Source organism: Cellulomonas sp. Leaf395 (assembly GCF_001424125.1).
GTDB lineage: Bacteria > Actinomycetota > Actinomycetes > Actinomycetales > Cellulomonadaceae > Cellulomonas.
The window spans coordinates 307,967-322,257 of the sequence record NZ_LMQI01000003.1 but is presented as its reverse complement, the minus strand read 5'-3'; the positions used below and the strand labels follow the sequence as shown (position 1 = coordinate 322,257).

Sequence of the window (14,291 nt, the reverse complement as noted above, 5' to 3'; positions counted from 1 at the left end):
GCCAACGAGCGGTCGGGACGAGTCGCTGCGTGCGAGGATCGCGGCATGGACCGTGACGGCATCGCCCAGCTGCTCAGCCCTGCGGGCTGGGCCCTGCTGTCGGCGCTGCCGCCGTACGACGAGAGCCGCACCCTCGCCCTGTCGGAGCGGATGCGCGACGAGGGGATCGACCCGGCCCTGGTGGCCGCCGCCCTGACGCAGTCGCGGCTGCGCGCGAAGGCTGCCGGGAAGTTCGGGACGTTCGCGGACGGCATGCTCTTCACGGCAGCGGGACTCGAGCAGGCCACCCGGCTCAGCGTCGCGGCGCACCACGCCCGCCGTTTCCGCGACGCGGGCAGCACCCGGGTCGCCGACCTCACCAGCGGGATCGGGGCGGACGCGATGGCCTTCGCCGGAATCGGCCTCCGGGTGCTCGCGACCGACGTCGACGAGGCCACGGCTGCGATCGCGACCGTGAACCTGCGGCACTTCCCCGACGCCGAGGTGCGCCACGGCGACGGGCTCGCGCTCGACCTCGAGGCCGAGGGCATCGACGGCGTCTACGCGGACCCGGCCCGCCGGACGTCGTCGGGGAGCCGCGTCTTCGACCCCGCCGCCTACGAGCCGTCGCTCGACGCCGTGCTCGCTGTGCGCGACCGGGTGCCCGCCCTCGGCCTGAAGCTGGGGCCTGGGATCCCGCACACGGCCCTGCCCGGCGACGCGCACGCCCAGTGGGTCTCGGTCGGCGGCGATGTCGTCGAGGTCGGCCTTTGGTTCGGCCCGCTCGCGCCGGAGGGGCCCGGACGCTCGGCGCTCGTGCTGCGCGACGGCGAGGCGCACGTCGTGCAGCAGACGTCGGAGGAACGGCCGGCGACAGGCGCCCTCGGTGGCTACCTGTACGAGCCGGACGGGGCCGTGATCCGGGCCGGCCTGGTGGGCGAGACCGCCGCGCAGGTGCACGGCCGCCTGCTGGACGCCACGATCGCGTACGTGACGTCCGACGCCCTCACGCCGGTCCCCACCGCGACGGCCTACCGGGTGCTCGACTCGATGCCGTTCGGCCTGAAAAGGCTCCGCACGTACCTGCGAGGACGTGACGTAGGCACGCTGACGATCAAGAAGCGAGGCACCGCGGTCGTCCCGGAGCAGCTCCGACGCCAGCTCGACCTGCGGGGCAGCACGAAGGCCACGATCATCCTCACCCGCGTGGCAGGCAGCCAGCAGGTTCTCGTGGTGGAGCCGGTCTGATGGCCGCGCCGGTCACGGTCCCCTTCGGGCACTCGGAGCGGTCCTCCGTCGGCATCGAGTGGGAGGTCGCGCTCGTCGACTCCGACTCCGGGGACCTGCGGCAGGCTGCCGAGGCGATCCTCGCTGCCGTCCGGCCCGCCGCGGGCGGGGACCACCCCCTGATCACCCAGGAGCTGCTGCTCAACACCGTCGAGATCCGGTCGGGCAAGTGCCACACGATCGCCGAGGCGACGGCCGACCTGCAGCGGGCGCTCGACGAGGTCGAGTCGGTGGCAACGCCGCTGCGCATCCAGCTCATGGGTGGCGCGACCCACCCCTTCGCCAACTGGGCGCAGCAGAAGGTCACCGACAAGCAGCGGTACGCCACGCTCATCGACCGGACCCAGTGGTGGGGCCGGCAGATGCTGATCTACGGGGTGCACGTGCACGTCGGCATCGAGGACCGCGCCAAGGTGCTCCCCCTGGCCCGGGCGATGCTCACGGTCTTCGGGCACATCTTGTCCCTGTCGGCGTCGTCCCCGTTCTGGGGCGGCAAGGACACCGGCTACGCCTCGAACCGGGCGCTGCTCTTCCAGCAGCTCCCGACGGCCGGCCTGCCCTTCGCTTTCGAGGACTGGTCCCAGCTCGAGCAGTACGTCGGCGACATGATGCACACGGGCGTCATCGACCAGTTCGACGAGATCCGCTGGGACGTCCGCCCGTCGCCGCGGTTCGGGACCCTGGAGATGCGGATCGCCGACGGCGCCTCGAACCTGCTCGAGGTCGGGGCGATCTCCGCCCTGACCCACTGCTTCGTCGAGCACTTCTCCTCGATGCTCGACCGCGGCGAGACGCTGCCGACGCTGCCGACGTGGTTCGCGCAGGAGAACAAGTGGCGCTCCGCGCGGTACGGCATGGACGCGATCCTCATCACGAACGCGGCCGGTGACGAGGAGCTGGTGACCGACTCCGTCGGCCGGTGGCTGGTGGAGCTGGCGCCCGTCGCGGAACGGCTGGGCTGCGCCACGGAGCTCGACCAGGTGCGGCAGATCCTGCGCCGCGGTGCGTCGTACCAGCGGCAGCGCGCGGTCGCCCGGCGCCATGCGGGTGAGCTGGACGCGGTGGTCCGGTCGCTCGTCGCCGAGCTCAAGGCCGGCCGCCCGCTCTAGGTCTTCGCGCACCGCGACGATTTCTGCGTGGCCCGCTACTTGTCAATACCAACTAGCGGGCATAACCTCGACGCATGGACGAGCCTCGCGACCCGCAGCTCCTCAAAGGAGTGCTCCCGATGCTCGTGCTCGCCCTGCTGACCGAGCGCGAGTCCTACGGGTACGAGCTGGTCACCCGCCTGCACGAGGGCGGGCTCGACGACCTGAGCGCAGGGACCCTCTACCCGGTCCTGAACCGACTCGAGCGTGACGGGCAGATCTCGTCGCGCCTCGTCGCCTCCTCCGCGGGACCCGCCCGCAAGTACTACCTCCCCACCGAGACCGGCGCGCAGCAGCTCTGGAGCACCGCGCGCGCGTGGGAGCAGCTGGCTGCGACCGTCGAGAGCATGCTCGCCCGCGCCACCACGAAGGAGTCCTCATGAGCACCTCGTTGCGCGACACCCTGGTCCGCGAGCGGTACCTGCTGCGGTTCAGCTGGGCCATGCAGGACTTCCCGAAGTACAAGTCGATCGTGCGCGAGCTGCGGACTGAGCTGACGGCCACGGCGGGCGAGGTCGGCATGCGACAGGCCGTCGCCGACCTCGGGCACCCGCACGCGCTCGCCCACGGCTACCTCAGCGGTCTCGGCCGCCCGGTCCCGCGCTGGACCACTGGTGCGGTCTGGGGCGCGCTCATGGTCGGGGCCGTCGTGTACCTCGGCGCGGCGTACGCCATCGGCACGCTCGACACGCTCGGACAGCTCGGCGGCGGGACGGTGGAACGGGAGTTCCTCGGTGCGACCACCACGTTCACCAACGACGACGACGCGATCTCCGTCAGCTCGACGATCACCTGGCAGGTGCTGGTGTTCTACGCGTGCGTGTTCACCGTGCCGTTCCTGCTCGGCGCCCGCGTCTGGCGGGTGTGGGCACGCACGCCCGAACCCGTGCACGCCTGACGAGTCAGACCAGCACGTGCGTCAGCGGCATCGACGAGTCGACCGGCAGGTCCAGGGACGACGGCGGCAGCCCACGGCGCACGACGGCCGATCCGAGCGCCGCGATCATGGCGCCGTTGTCCGTGCAGTAGCGGATCGGCGGGATGCGCAGCGTGATGCCGGCTTCCGCGCACCGCTTGGCAGCCATGTCCCGCAGCTGGGAGTTCGCGGAGAACCCGCCGCCCACCACCAGGGTGTCGACGCCGTGCGCGCGGCAGGCGGCGATCGTCTTGGCCGTCAGGACGTCGGCGACAGCCTCGGCGAACGAGGCGGCGACGTCGGGCAGCGGCATCTCCTGACCGGAGTCCTGCCGCGCCTCGACCCAGCGGGCGACGGCGGTCTTGAGCCCGGAGAACGAGAAGTCGGCGGCGTGCGCGGCCTGGTCCTTCGCGGCGGTCAGCCCGCGCGGGAAGCGGATCGCGCCCGGGTTGCCCTCGCGCGCCAGCCGGTCGATGTGCGGCCCGCCCGGGTACGGCAGCCCCAGCAGCCGGCCGACCTTGTCGAACGCCTCCCCGGCGGCGTCGTCGAGCGTCGACCCGAGCTCGGTCACGCGCACGGTGTCGTCGAGCAGCAGCAGGGACGAGTGGCCGCCGGAGACGACGAGGGCCATGACCCGCTCGGGGAACGCGCCGTCGACCAGCTCGTCGACGACCGCGTGGCCGATGACGTGGTTGACGCCGTACAGCGGCTTGTCGAGGGCGAGCGCGAGCGCCTTGGCGGCGGAGGCGCCGACGGTCAGAGGGCCGACGAGGCCGGGGCCGGCCGTGACCGCGATGGCGTCGACCGCCCCGAGCGAGACGTCGGCGGTGGCCAGAGCGCGCTCGATGGTCGGCACCATGGCTTCGAGGTGCGCACGCGACGCGATCTCCGGGATGATCCCGCCGAAGCGCGCGTGCTCGTCGACCGAGCTGGCGACGGCGTCGACCAACAGGTCGAAGCCGCGCACGAGGGCGACACCGGTCTCGTCGCACGAGGTCTCGATCCCGAGGACGAGGGGGTCTGCCATGCCCACAGGATAAGTGGGGCGCCGCTGTGACCACCGCCACCCCGCCATACGGAACAGTCGCGGGTAATTGATGCTTCAATCATTTCATGACCACCGACACCACAGTCCTGGACGGCCTCGACTTCCCGACCTCGGGCCTGGCCGTCGGCGACGACGTCGCCGACCTCCTGTTCCGCGAGGCGCGCACCGCCGCCGCGTTCACCCCCGACGAGGTCAGCGACGAGCAGATCGCTGCGGTCTACGACCTGGTCAAGTGGGGCCCGACCGCCCTCAACACGATCCCGCTGCGCCTCCTCGTCGTCCGCACGGCCGAGGCTCGTGCGCGCCTCGCCGCCCACATGAGCGAGGGCAACCGCGACCGCGTCCTGGCCGCCCCGGTCTCGCTGGTCCTGGCCGCCGACACCGGCTTCCACACGCACATCCCGACGCTCGCGCCGCACATGACGGCGCTCGCCGACGCACTCGCGGGCCAGCCCGAGCAGCGCGAGTCGATGGCCCGCACCAACGCCCTCATCCAGGCCGGCTACCTGATCGTCGGCCTGCGTGCCGCGGGCCTGGCCGCCGGGCCGATGGGCGGCATGGACGCCCAGGGCATCGACGAGGAGTTCTTCGCCGACAACGGCTGGAAGTCGATCCTCGTCGTCAACGTCGGCCACGTCGAGGGTGCCGGCACGCACCGTCCTCGCGCCGAGCGCCTCGCCTACCCGCAGGCGTCGCTGACCATCTGACCGAGGCTCCGGAGGCCGCGATCCCCTAGACCGGGGTCGCGGCCTTCCCGGTCTCCACCGGGCGCGCGGGATCGTTCGACCACTGCGACCAGGAGCCCGGGTACAGCGCCGCGTCGATGCCGATCGACGCCAGCGCGGCGACCTCGTGCGCGGCCGTCACCCCCGAGCCGCAGTACACCGCGACCGGTCCCTCGACGGACGCGAACCGCTCGCGCAGGGCCGCGTCGGACAAGAAGGTGCCGGCCGCATCGTTGTTCCCCGTCGTCGGCGCGGAGCGCGCTCCGGGGATGTGGCCGGCGCGGGGGTCGACCGGCTCGACGTCACCGGCGTACCGCTCGGCGGCACGGGCGTCGAGCAGCGAGCCGTCCCAGGCTGCCGCCTGGTCCGCGTCGATCGTCGGCAGCGCCCCCGGCACCAGCACCACGTCCCCCGGCTCCGGCGTCACGGATCCTGCCTCGAGCGGCAACCCGGCGTCCGTCCACGCCGCGAGCCCGCCGTCGAGCAGCCGCACCTCGCGCACGCCGGCCCAGCGCAGCAGCCACCACACGCGAGCGGCGGACGTCCCGCCGACCGCGTCGTAGGCCACGACCGGCCGCTCGCCCGAGACGCCCCACCGGCGCGCGGCGGCCTCGAACGCGGCGAGGTCGGGCAGCGGGTGGCGGCCCTCCTGCGGGGAGGCCGGCCCGGCGAGCTCGGTGTCGAGGTCCACGAACACGGCGCCGGGCAGGTGAGCGTCGAGGTAGCGGGCGTGACCGTCCGTCTGCCCGAGCGCCCAGCGCACGTCGAGGAGGAGGGGCGGCTCAGAGCTCTCCAGTGCGGCGCGCAGCTGCTCGACGTCCACGATGACCGCGTCCCTCGTCATGCCGGCTCCCCCGCACCACGCAGGTCCAGCCGCATGGTCCACGCATCGATGTTGCCCGGTTGGTAGTACGCCCGGCGCATGCCGAGCCGTTCGAATCCGACGCTCTCGTAGAGATGGATCGCGGGGTCGTTGTCCACCCGGACCTCGAGGAGCACGACGGCGGCACCGAGCGTGCGGGCGCGGTCCAGCAGGTTCTCCAGCATCCGCCGGCCGAGTCCCCGCCCCTGGAACCGCTCGTCCGTGCCGATGGTCATGATCTGCGCGTCGAACCCGTCGAACCACAGGCCCGCGTACCCGACCAGGTCACCGCCGACGGCCGCACCCACGTACCAGCGCCCTGGTCCGCCGATCTCCGCGGCGAGGCTCTCGGGTGACCAGGCGGCCGCACCGAAGAGCTCGATCTCCATGCGTTCCAGAGCGGGCAGGTCCGCCGGGCATAGGGCGCGGACGACGACGTCGGAACCGGTCATCCGAGCACGCGCTTGCGCGCTGCCTGCGGCACCGCGTCGGGCCGACGCAGGTACAGCGGCTCCGTGCCGAGCGCCTGACCGGCCGCGATGCGGTCCAGGGCAAGCCGCGCCAGCTCGGCGGGGTCCGGGTCCAGGAGACCGGTCGCTTCCAGGTCCAGGAAATCGACGCCGGGTCCCTTACGCGGGGCAAGGACGTCGGTGTACAAGAGCGCTCCTCGTCCGATCGCCACGGCGCCGGCGGTCCGCGGATCGGCGGCCACGTCCGCTGCCGCCCCGACCTCCGGACCTGCGAGCACCTCGATCCGCCCCGCTTCCGCCAGTCGGTAGAGCGCCCAGTAGACCTCGCGCCGCCGGGCGTCCGTGGCGACGAGGACGTCGGTGCCGAACGGCAGGGCGCGGGACGCCCGCATCGCCACGGCGTCGAGGCTCGGGACGCCGAGTGCCCGGATGCCGAGCGCCAGCGCGAGAGTGCGGGCGGTGACGAGCCCGACCCGCAGCCCGGTGAACGGGGCCGGACCCGTCCCGACCACGACGGACGTCAGCTCACGCCGGTCCACGCCGGCGTCGGCCAGGACCGCCGCGATCATCGGGGTCAGCAGCTCCGCGTGGTGCCGTTGCTGCGGGTCCGAGCGCTCGGCCAGCAGGGCCCCGGCGTCGTCGGTGAGGGCCACCGCGACGGCGGCGGACGTGTCGAGCGCGAGGACGGGCACGTGCTCAGCCTGCCACCGGGTCGGCGTCGGGCAGCGCGACGTCCGCCCAGCGTGCACCGACGGCCCGCACGGTCACCACGCGCTCCCCCGCGGCAGCGTCGTCCAAGTCGTCATCGGCCAGCTCTCCCCCGCGAGGTCGCTGCAGCGTGACCTCGAGACGGTCCTGCGCGAGCGACTCGACCCACCCCTCGCCCCACTCGACCACGGTCACGGCCTCGTCCAGGCTCGCGTCGAGGTCGAGCGCGTCCACCTCGTCGAGCGAGCCCAGCCGGTAGGCGTCGACGTGCACGAGCGTCGGCCCGCGGGTGCCGTCGGCGCGCGCGACGGGCGGGTGCTCGCGCGCGATGATGAACGTCGGCGACGCCACCTGCCCGCGTACCTGCAGACCGGCGCCGATGCCCTGCGTCAGCGTGGTCTTGCCCGCGCCCAGGTCTCCGGTGAGCACGACGAGGTCGCCCGCCCGCAGGACCTCTGCGAGCGCGCGGCCGTACGACCGTGTGGCGTCGGCGTCGGGAAGCGTCACCGTGACGCTCGCGGTGATGCTCACGACACCTCCTCGCTGTCGACGTGCACGCGAGGCACCCGGGCACCGATCCGCGTGACGATCTCGTAGGAGATCGTGCCGGCGGCGACCGCCCAGTCCTGCGCGGTCGGTCCGCCGTCGCGGCCGGTGCCGAACAGCTCGACGCGGTCTCCCGCCCGCTCGGTGGCGTCCGGCCCCAGATCGATGACGACCTGGTCCATGCAGACGCGACCGGCCACGCCGAGCGTGCGGCCGCCCACGCGCACGGGTCCGCCGGGCTGCTCCTGCGTGCCCGACGCGTGTCGCGGGATCCCGTCGGCGTAGCCCAAGGGCACCAACCCGAGCACGGTGTCGTGCGTGGTGACGTACTGGTGCGCGTAGGAGACACCGTGCCCGCCGGGCACCGCCTTGACGTTCGCCAGCTCGGCCTCCAGCGTCATCGCGGGCACGAGCCCGTAGTCGTCGTGCCCGCCCAGCTGCGGGACGGGCGACAAGCCGTAGACCGCGATCCCGGGCCGCACGAGGTCGTAGTGCACTGCCGGGGTGGTCAGCGTCGCGGCGGAGTTGGCCAGGTGCCGCACCTCCAGCCCGACCCCGGCACCCTCGACCGTGCGCAGCGCGTCCGCGAACACCTCGCCCTGGTGCTTGACGGTCGGGTGCTCGGGCTCGTCGGCGAACGCCAGGTGGCTCCACAGCCCGACCACCTCGACGGCCCCCTCCGCCCGCAGCCGCAGGACCTCCGGCAGGATCCCGGCGAGGTCGGCCGGGGTCAGCCCGTTGCGGCCGAGCCCGGTGTCGACCTTGAGATGCGCGCGAGCGGGACGACCGGCCGCGCGGGCGGCTGCGGCGAGCTCGTCGAGCGCCCACCGCGCGGAGACGGAGACATCCACGTCGGCCTCGACGGCCTCGCGCAGCGGCGCGCCGGGTGCGAACAGCCAGGTGAGCACGCGGGCGCCGGTGATCCCGCCACGCCGCAGGGCGAGCGCCTCGTCGACCTGCGCGGCACCGAGCCACGTCGCACCCCCGGCGACGGCGGCGGCTGCGGTGGGCAGGAGGCCGTGGCCGTAGCCGTCGGCTTTCACGACGGCCATCACCTGGGCGGTCGGTGCGTGGGCGGCCAGCGACCGGATGTTGGAACGGACGGCCGCGAGGTCGACGACGGCACGTGCGGGGTACGAGCTCACGGCGCCCAGTCTCGCACCGGTCGTCACGCGACCGGGACGACGACGTCCGCGCGGGCGGCCGTCGCCGCGACCCGCCGGGCGTTGCGTTCGTCGGGACCGTGGGACCACGCGCGCGCCGCCTCGCTCGACTTGCCGAACGCCTCGTGCCGGGCGACCAGCCGGGCCAGCCGCAGCTCGTCGTCGGGCGCGAGGAACCACGACTCGTCCAGCAGGCCGGCCACCGGACCGAAGCCGTCCTGGTCGAGCAGCAGGTAGTTCCCCTCGACGACGACCAGGCGGACCTCGGACGGCACCGCGATGGCGCCCGCGACGGGATTGCGCAGGTCGCGGCGGTACTCGGGCGCGTAGACCGTCCGCGCCGGACTGCGCAGGCGGGTCAGCAGCGCGACGAACCCGTCGGCGTCGAACGTGTCGGGCGCGCCCTTGCGGTCGGCCCGCCCGATCCGCTCCAGCTCGGTCTGCGCGAGGTGGAACCCGTCCATCGGCACGACGACCGCGGTCGGCCCGACGGCCGCGACCACCTGCGCGGCGACCGTCGACTTCCCGGCCCCTGGCGCGCCGACGATGCCCAGGATGCGCCTCGGCCCGCTCGCGAGCAGCGCGTCGACCCGTGCGACGAGGTCAGGGGTCAGCGTCACGCGCGGAGCAGCTCCGCGATCGTGCCCGGCAGCGCCTCCGCGACCGCGCGCGCCGCGATCGGGCCACCCGGGTTGGCCCGGTGAGCCGCGCGCCCGTGCACCAGCGCCGCCGCGGCCGCGAGCGCAGCGGCGAAGGACGGGTCCTCGTTGACCGCGTCGATGCGGCCGGCCAGCAGCGCGCCCAAGAGGCCGGCCAGCACGTCACCCGCCCCGGCGGTCGAGAGCCACGCCGGTGCGTCGGCCTGCGCGTAGGCCGCGCCCTGAGCACCCGCGACGACCGTCACAGGGCCCTTGAGCAGCACGGTCGCGCCGGTCAGCTCGTGCGCACGGCGGGCCCAAAGCAGCGGCTGCGCCTCGACCGCGGCCCGGTCGACGTCCTCGCCGCGCTGCACCAGGACCCGGGCCAGCTCGCCCGCGTGGGGCGTGAGCACCGCGTGCGGGCCGACGTGCGCGGGCAGCAGCTCGAGCGCACCGGCGTCGACGACGGCTGCCTCGCCACGCTCCAGCACGTGCTCGAACGCGTACTCGATGCGCCGCCGCTGCCCGGCGTCGTCCGGGGAGACCCCCGGTCCGAACACCCAGGCCTGGACACGCCCGTGGCCCACCACGACCTCAGGGTGGGCCGCCACCACCATGTCTGCGACGTCACCGAGGTACCGGACCATCCCGACGCCGGTCAGCACGGCCGCGCTCGTCGTGAGCAGCGCGGCCCCCTGGTACGCCCGGGAGCCCGCCACGACGCCGACGACGCCCCGCGTGTACTTGTGCGCGTCGGAGGCGGGCACCGGCCACAGGTCGGCGACGTCCGCCGGCTCGAGCCGCGCCACGGCAGGTGGGCCGGTCAGGTCCAGGCCGAGGTCGACGAGCTCGACGCGACCGGCCGCGCGTGATCCAGGCGGGAGCAGGAGCCCGGGCTTGCGGGCTCCGAACGTCACCGTCAGGTCGGCGTCGAGCACGGTCCCGTCCCGCCGTCCGTCGTCGACCCCCAGACCGGACGGCACGTCGACCGCGACGACGTACGGACGACCATCCTCCGGGAGGGCCAGGAGCGCCTCGACGAGCGCGCCCGCCGCACCGCGCACGCCCGACCCGTCCGCGCCGATGCCGAGCAGCCCGTCCAGCACCAGGTCCGCGCCGGCCGCGAGCGCGGCAGCGTCGTCGACGGGCCCGTCGACCCGCACCACCCGACCCCCGGCCTGCACCAGCGCGCCCAGCCCACCCTCGTGGACGCGTGACGCGGTCAGCACGGCGTGGACATCCACCCCGCGGCGGGCCAGCAGCGCACCGGCGAACAGGGCGTCGCCGCCGTTGTTGCCCGGTCCCGCGAGGACGACCACCCGCGCACCGGCGACCGCGCCGCGCCGCTCGCGCAGCACCGCGGCCGTGCGCACGTGCAGCGCGAACGCGGCCCGTTCCATCAGCGGGACGCCGAGAGCCAGCAGCGGCTCTTCCGCCGCCCGCACCTGCGCGGAGGTCCAGGTCTGCAGCACGTTCCTCATCCTGACGGGTGAGAGCGCATTCGCACGCGGGCGCGAGCGCGAATGTCGGATTGCATCGATTCGACCACCGGACGCGAGCCGGCGCCCGCGCAGGTAACGTGCCCCGCATGCGCTTCGGACTCTTCATCCCCCAGGGCTGGCGGCAGGACCTCACCGGCATCGAGCCGCGTGACCACTGGCAGACCATGAGCAGCCTCGCCACCCACGCCGACCAGGGCGACGCCTACGACTCGATCTGGGTCTACGACCACTTCCACGCCACGCCCGAGCCCAACGGCGAGGCGACGCACGAGGCCTGGAGCCTCATCAACGCGTTCGCCGCGAGCACCAGCCGCGTCCGCCTCGGCCAGATGTGCACCTGCATGGCCTACCGGAACCCGGCGTACCTGGCCAAGGTCGCGACGACGGCGGACATCATCTCGGGCGGCCGCGTCGAGATGGGCATCGGCGCCGGCTGGTACGAGCACGAGTGGCGTGCGTACGGCTACGGCTTCCCGTCCGCGGGCCAGCGGATCGCGATGCTGGACGAGGGTGTGCAGATCTTCAAGCAGATGTGGACCAACGGCTCCGCGACCCTGGCCGGCGAGCACTACCAGGTCGACGGCGCGCAGCTGTCCCCGCTGCCCCTGCAGGTGGACGGACCGCCGCTGTGGATCGCCGGCGGAGGCGAGAAGAAGACCCTGCGGATCGCGGCCGAGCACGCCGCTTACACCAACTTCGCGGGCGCCCCCGACGCGTTCACGCACAAGTCGGCGATCTTGCGCGGGCACTGCGAGGACATCGGGCGCCCGTTCGAGGAGATCACGCGGTCGTCCAACTACAACGTCGTCATCGGGTCCACGGAAGCTGAGGTCGACGACCGCATCGCGTGGGTCGAGGAGCACCTGAGCACCACCATCCCCGACAAGGCACCGCAGGTCGCGGAGGACTTCCGCAACGGCACCCTGGTGGGCACGCCCGAGCAGATCGTCGAGCGACTGCAGGAGCTGCAGAAGCTCGGCATGACCTACGCGATCACGTACTTCGCGGAGGCGGCCTACGACCGCTCCGGCATCGAGCTGTTCGAGAGCCAGGTCATCCCAGCACTGCGCTGACGCTCAGTCGCGTTCGGCGATCACGACGGCGGACGCGATGCCGGCGTCGTGGGAGATGGACAGGTGGAAGCGGTCGACGCCGGCCGCGGCTGCTGCGGCGGCGACGGTGCCGACGACTTCGACCACCGGCTGCGCACCGGCGACGCGGCGCACGGTCGCGTCCTGCCAGCTCATCCCCGCAGGCGCACCGAGCGCCTTGGCGATGGCCTCCTTGGCCGCGAACCGCGCGGCCAAGGAGGTCTCGGGCATCTCCCGTTCCTCGGGCGTGAACAGCCGCGTCCGCAGCGCCGGCACCCGGTGCAGGGTGTCGACGAAGCGCGCGACGTCGACGACGTCGATCCCGACGCCGACGATCACTCGACCGTGACCGACTTCGCCAGGTTGCGCGGCTGGTCGACGTCCAGACCCTTGGCGGTCGCCAGCTCGCACGCGAAGATCTGGAGCGGGACCACGGCCAGCAGCGGGGCCAGCAGCGTGGGCGACTGCGGCACGTAGAACACCTCGTCGGCGTACGGCAGCACGTCCACGTCGCCGTCCTCCGCGATCACCATGGTGCGCGCACCACGGGCGCGGATCTCCTGGATGTTGGAGACGACCTTCGAGTGCAGCGAGTCGCGTCCACGCGGCGACGGCACGATGACGAACACCGCCTGCCCCTCTTCGATGAGCGCGATCGGGCCGTGCTTCAGCTCCCCCGCGGCGAACCCCTCGGCGTGGATGTAGGCGAGCTCCTTGAGCTTGAGCGCGCCCTCCATGGCCACGGGAAACCCGACGTGCCGGCCGAGGAACAGCACGGACTTCGTGTCCACCATGGACCGCGCCGTCTCGCGGACCCGGTCGGCACGGTCGAGCACCTGCTGGATCTTGTCCGGCATGGCGCGCAGCTCGGAGAGGATCGCGGAGACCTCGTCGGCGTACTTGTTGCCGCGCAGCTGCGCGAGGTACAGGCCGAGCAGGTACGCGGCGGTGATCTGGGCGAGGAACGCCTTGGTGGACGCCACGGCGATCTCGGGCCCGGCGTGCGTGTAGAGCACAGCGTCGGCCTCGCGCGGGATGGTCGAGCCGTGGGTGTTCACCAGGGCGAGCACCTTGGCACCCTGCTCCCGCGCGTGCCGGACGGCCATGAGCGTGTCCATCGTCTCGCCCGACTGGGACACCGCCACGACGAGCGTGCGCTCGTTGACCACCGGGTCGCGGTAGCGGAACTCGTGGGCCAGCTCGACTTCGACGGGGATCCGGCACCAGTGCTCGATCGCGTACTTGGCGACGTGGCCGGCGTACGCGGCGGTGCCGCAGGCGACGACGATGATCTTGTCGACCGACCGCAGCACGGACTCGTCGATCCGGATCTCGTCGAGCACGAGCCGACCGTGGGCGTCGGTCCGGCCGAGCAACGTGTCGGCGACGGCGTGCGGCTGGTCGTGGATCTCCTTGTCCATGAAGGACGCGTAGCCGCCCTTCTCGGCCGCCGCGGCGTCCCAGTCGACCGAGTAGCGACGCGCCTGCGCGGGACGGCCGTCGAAGTCCGTGACGGTGACGGAGTCGGGGGTGATGGTCACCACCTGGTCCTGGCCCAGCTCGAGCGCCTCGCGTGTGTGCGAGATGAACGCCGCGACGTCCGACCCCAGGAAGTTCTCGCCGTCGCCGATGCCGACGACGAGCGGCGAGTCGTGCCGCGCGCCGACGACGACGTCGGGGGCGTCCTCGTGGACGGCCAGCAGCGTGAACGTGCCGTGCAGCGTTCGCGCGACCGCCGCCATCGCGGCCGTCAGGTCTCCGGTCGTCTCGTAGGCGCGCGCGATGAGCTGCGCAGCGACCTCGGTGTCGGTCTGGGACGTGAATCGGACGCCGTCGGCCTCGAGGCCCGCCTTGAGGATGGCGAAGTTCTCGACGATGCCGTTGTGGATCACGGCGAGCTTGCCGGCGACGTGCGGGTGCGCGTTCACGTCCGTCGGCCCGCCGTGGGTGGCCCACCGCGTGTGCCCGATGGCCGCCGTCGACTCCGGCAGCGGATGCAGGTCCAGCTCCTCGACGAGGTTCGCCAGCTTGCCGGCCTTCTTCGCGGTCGCCAGGGTCCCGGTGGGACTGACGAGCGCGACGCCCGCCGAGTCGTATCCCCGGTACTCGAGGCGTCGCAGTCCCTCCATCACCACGTCCAGGGGGCGGTCGCTGGCTACCTGGCTACCGACGTAGCCGACGATTCCACACATGACGGCGAGTGTAGAC

Annotated in this window: 16 protein-coding genes; 6 read left to right on the top strand and 10 right to left on the bottom strand. The window is 73.1% G+C overall.

The window, feature by feature from the left end:
- Positions 1–45 precede the first annotated feature (45 nt).
- The 4 genes from ASG23_RS09400 (at position 46) to ASG23_RS09385 (ending at position 3,312) form a co-directional block, all read left to right on the top strand.
- Complete coding sequence (locus ASG23_RS09400) at positions 46–1,227, top strand: class I SAM-dependent methyltransferase (RefSeq protein WP_056023524.1); 1,182 nt, start codon at positions 46–48, stop codon at positions 1,225–1,227.
- Positions 1,227–2,375 carry a glutamate--cysteine ligase gene (locus ASG23_RS09395; RefSeq protein ID WP_056023522.1) on the top strand — a complete coding sequence of 383 codons (1,149 nt, stop codon included), beginning with the start codon at positions 1,227–1,229 and terminating at the stop codon, positions 2,373–2,375. Before ASG23_RS09400 ends, ASG23_RS09395 begins: the two co-directional genes overlap by 1 nt.
- A 74-nt stretch (positions 2,376–2,449) precedes the next feature.
- Positions 2,450–2,797, top strand: a complete 348-nt coding sequence (locus ASG23_RS09390) for a PadR family transcriptional regulator (RefSeq protein WP_056023517.1) — start codon at positions 2,450–2,452, stop codon at positions 2,795–2,797.
- The gene (locus ASG23_RS09385) at positions 2,794–3,312 is read left to right on the top strand and encodes a hypothetical protein (RefSeq protein ID WP_056023514.1); all 519 of its coding nucleotides are present in this window, start codon (positions 2,794–2,796) and stop codon (positions 3,310–3,312) included. The genes ASG23_RS09390 and ASG23_RS09385 overlap by 4 nt, the downstream gene beginning before the upstream one ends.
- Before the next feature lie 4 nt (positions 3,313–3,316).
- Here the strand turns inward: ASG23_RS09385 and tsaD are convergent, their stop codons facing one another.
- A complete protein-coding gene (gene tsaD, locus ASG23_RS09380) occupies positions 3,317–4,357 on the bottom strand; it encodes a tRNA (adenosine(37)-N6)-threonylcarbamoyltransferase complex transferase subunit TsaD (RefSeq protein WP_056023511.1) in 1,041 nt (346 codons plus the stop codon).
- Between the two features lie 86 nt (positions 4,358–4,443).
- Between tsaD and ASG23_RS09375 the strand changes: the two genes are divergently transcribed.
- Complete coding sequence (locus tag ASG23_RS09375) at positions 4,444–5,085, top strand: malonic semialdehyde reductase (protein ID WP_056023508.1); 642 nt, start codon at positions 4,444–4,446, stop codon at positions 5,083–5,085.
- A gap of 25 nt (positions 5,086–5,110) precedes the next feature.
- Here ASG23_RS09375 and ASG23_RS09370 read toward each other — a convergent pair whose 3' ends face one another.
- From ASG23_RS09370 to ASG23_RS09340, 7 genes are read right to left on the bottom strand one after another with little or no spacing between them, the layout of a single operon-like run.
- A complete protein-coding gene (locus ASG23_RS09370) occupies positions 5,111–5,947 on the bottom strand; it encodes a sulfurtransferase (RefSeq protein WP_157465598.1) in 837 nt (278 codons plus the stop codon).
- The gene (gene rimI / locus ASG23_RS09365; RefSeq protein ID WP_056023505.1) at positions 5,944–6,417 is read right to left on the bottom strand and encodes a ribosomal protein S18-alanine N-acetyltransferase; all 474 of its coding nucleotides are present in this window, start codon (positions 6,415–6,417) and stop codon (positions 5,944–5,946) included. The genes ASG23_RS09370 and rimI overlap by 4 nt, the downstream gene beginning before the upstream one ends.
- On the bottom strand, positions 6,414–7,127 hold the full coding sequence (gene tsaB / locus ASG23_RS09360) for a tRNA (adenosine(37)-N6)-threonylcarbamoyltransferase complex dimerization subunit type 1 TsaB (protein WP_056024511.1): 714 nt from the start codon (positions 7,125–7,127) through the stop codon (positions 6,414–6,416). Before tsaB ends, rimI begins: the two co-directional genes overlap by 4 nt.
- A 4-nt stretch (positions 7,128–7,131) precedes the next feature.
- Entirely contained in the window at positions 7,132–7,674 is a 543-nt protein-coding gene (tsaE, locus tag ASG23_RS09355; RefSeq protein WP_056023503.1) for a tRNA (adenosine(37)-N6)-threonylcarbamoyltransferase complex ATPase subunit type 1 TsaE, read from the bottom strand.
- Positions 7,671–8,834, bottom strand: coding sequence for an alanine racemase (gene alr / locus ASG23_RS09350; RefSeq protein WP_056024508.1), 1,164 nt, complete (start codon positions 8,832–8,834; stop codon positions 7,671–7,673). The genes tsaE and alr overlap by 4 nt, the downstream gene beginning before the upstream one ends.
- A 23-nt stretch (positions 8,835–8,857) precedes the next feature.
- Positions 8,858–9,472, bottom strand: a complete 615-nt coding sequence (locus tag ASG23_RS09345; RefSeq protein ID WP_056023500.1) for a nucleoside/nucleotide kinase family protein — start codon at positions 9,470–9,472, stop codon at positions 8,858–8,860.
- A complete protein-coding gene (locus ASG23_RS09340) occupies positions 9,469–10,971 on the bottom strand; it encodes a bifunctional ADP-dependent NAD(P)H-hydrate dehydratase/NAD(P)H-hydrate epimerase (RefSeq protein ID WP_082516026.1) in 1,503 nt (500 codons plus the stop codon). The genes ASG23_RS09345 and ASG23_RS09340 overlap by 4 nt, the downstream gene beginning before the upstream one ends.
- Positions 10,972–11,078: 107 nt before the next feature.
- On the opposite strand from ASG23_RS09340, the gene ASG23_RS09335 reads away from it, so the two are divergent.
- Positions 11,079–12,065 carry an LLM class F420-dependent oxidoreductase gene (locus tag ASG23_RS09335; protein WP_056023494.1) on the top strand — a complete coding sequence of 329 codons (987 nt, stop codon included), beginning with the start codon at positions 11,079–11,081 and terminating at the stop codon, positions 12,063–12,065.
- A gap of 3 nt (positions 12,066–12,068) precedes the next feature.
- Here the strand turns inward: ASG23_RS09335 and ASG23_RS09330 are convergent, their stop codons facing one another.
- Together ASG23_RS09330 and glmS are read right to left on the bottom strand one after the other, a co-directional pair.
- The gene (locus ASG23_RS09330) at positions 12,069–12,422 is read right to left on the bottom strand and encodes a holo-ACP synthase (RefSeq protein WP_056023491.1); all 354 of its coding nucleotides are present in this window, start codon (positions 12,420–12,422) and stop codon (positions 12,069–12,071) included.
- Entirely contained in the window at positions 12,419–14,275 is a 1,857-nt protein-coding gene (gene glmS / locus ASG23_RS09325; protein ID WP_056023488.1) for a glutamine--fructose-6-phosphate transaminase (isomerizing), read from the bottom strand. Before glmS ends, ASG23_RS09330 begins: the two co-directional genes overlap by 4 nt.
- Between the last annotated feature and the right edge of the window lie 16 nt (positions 14,276–14,291).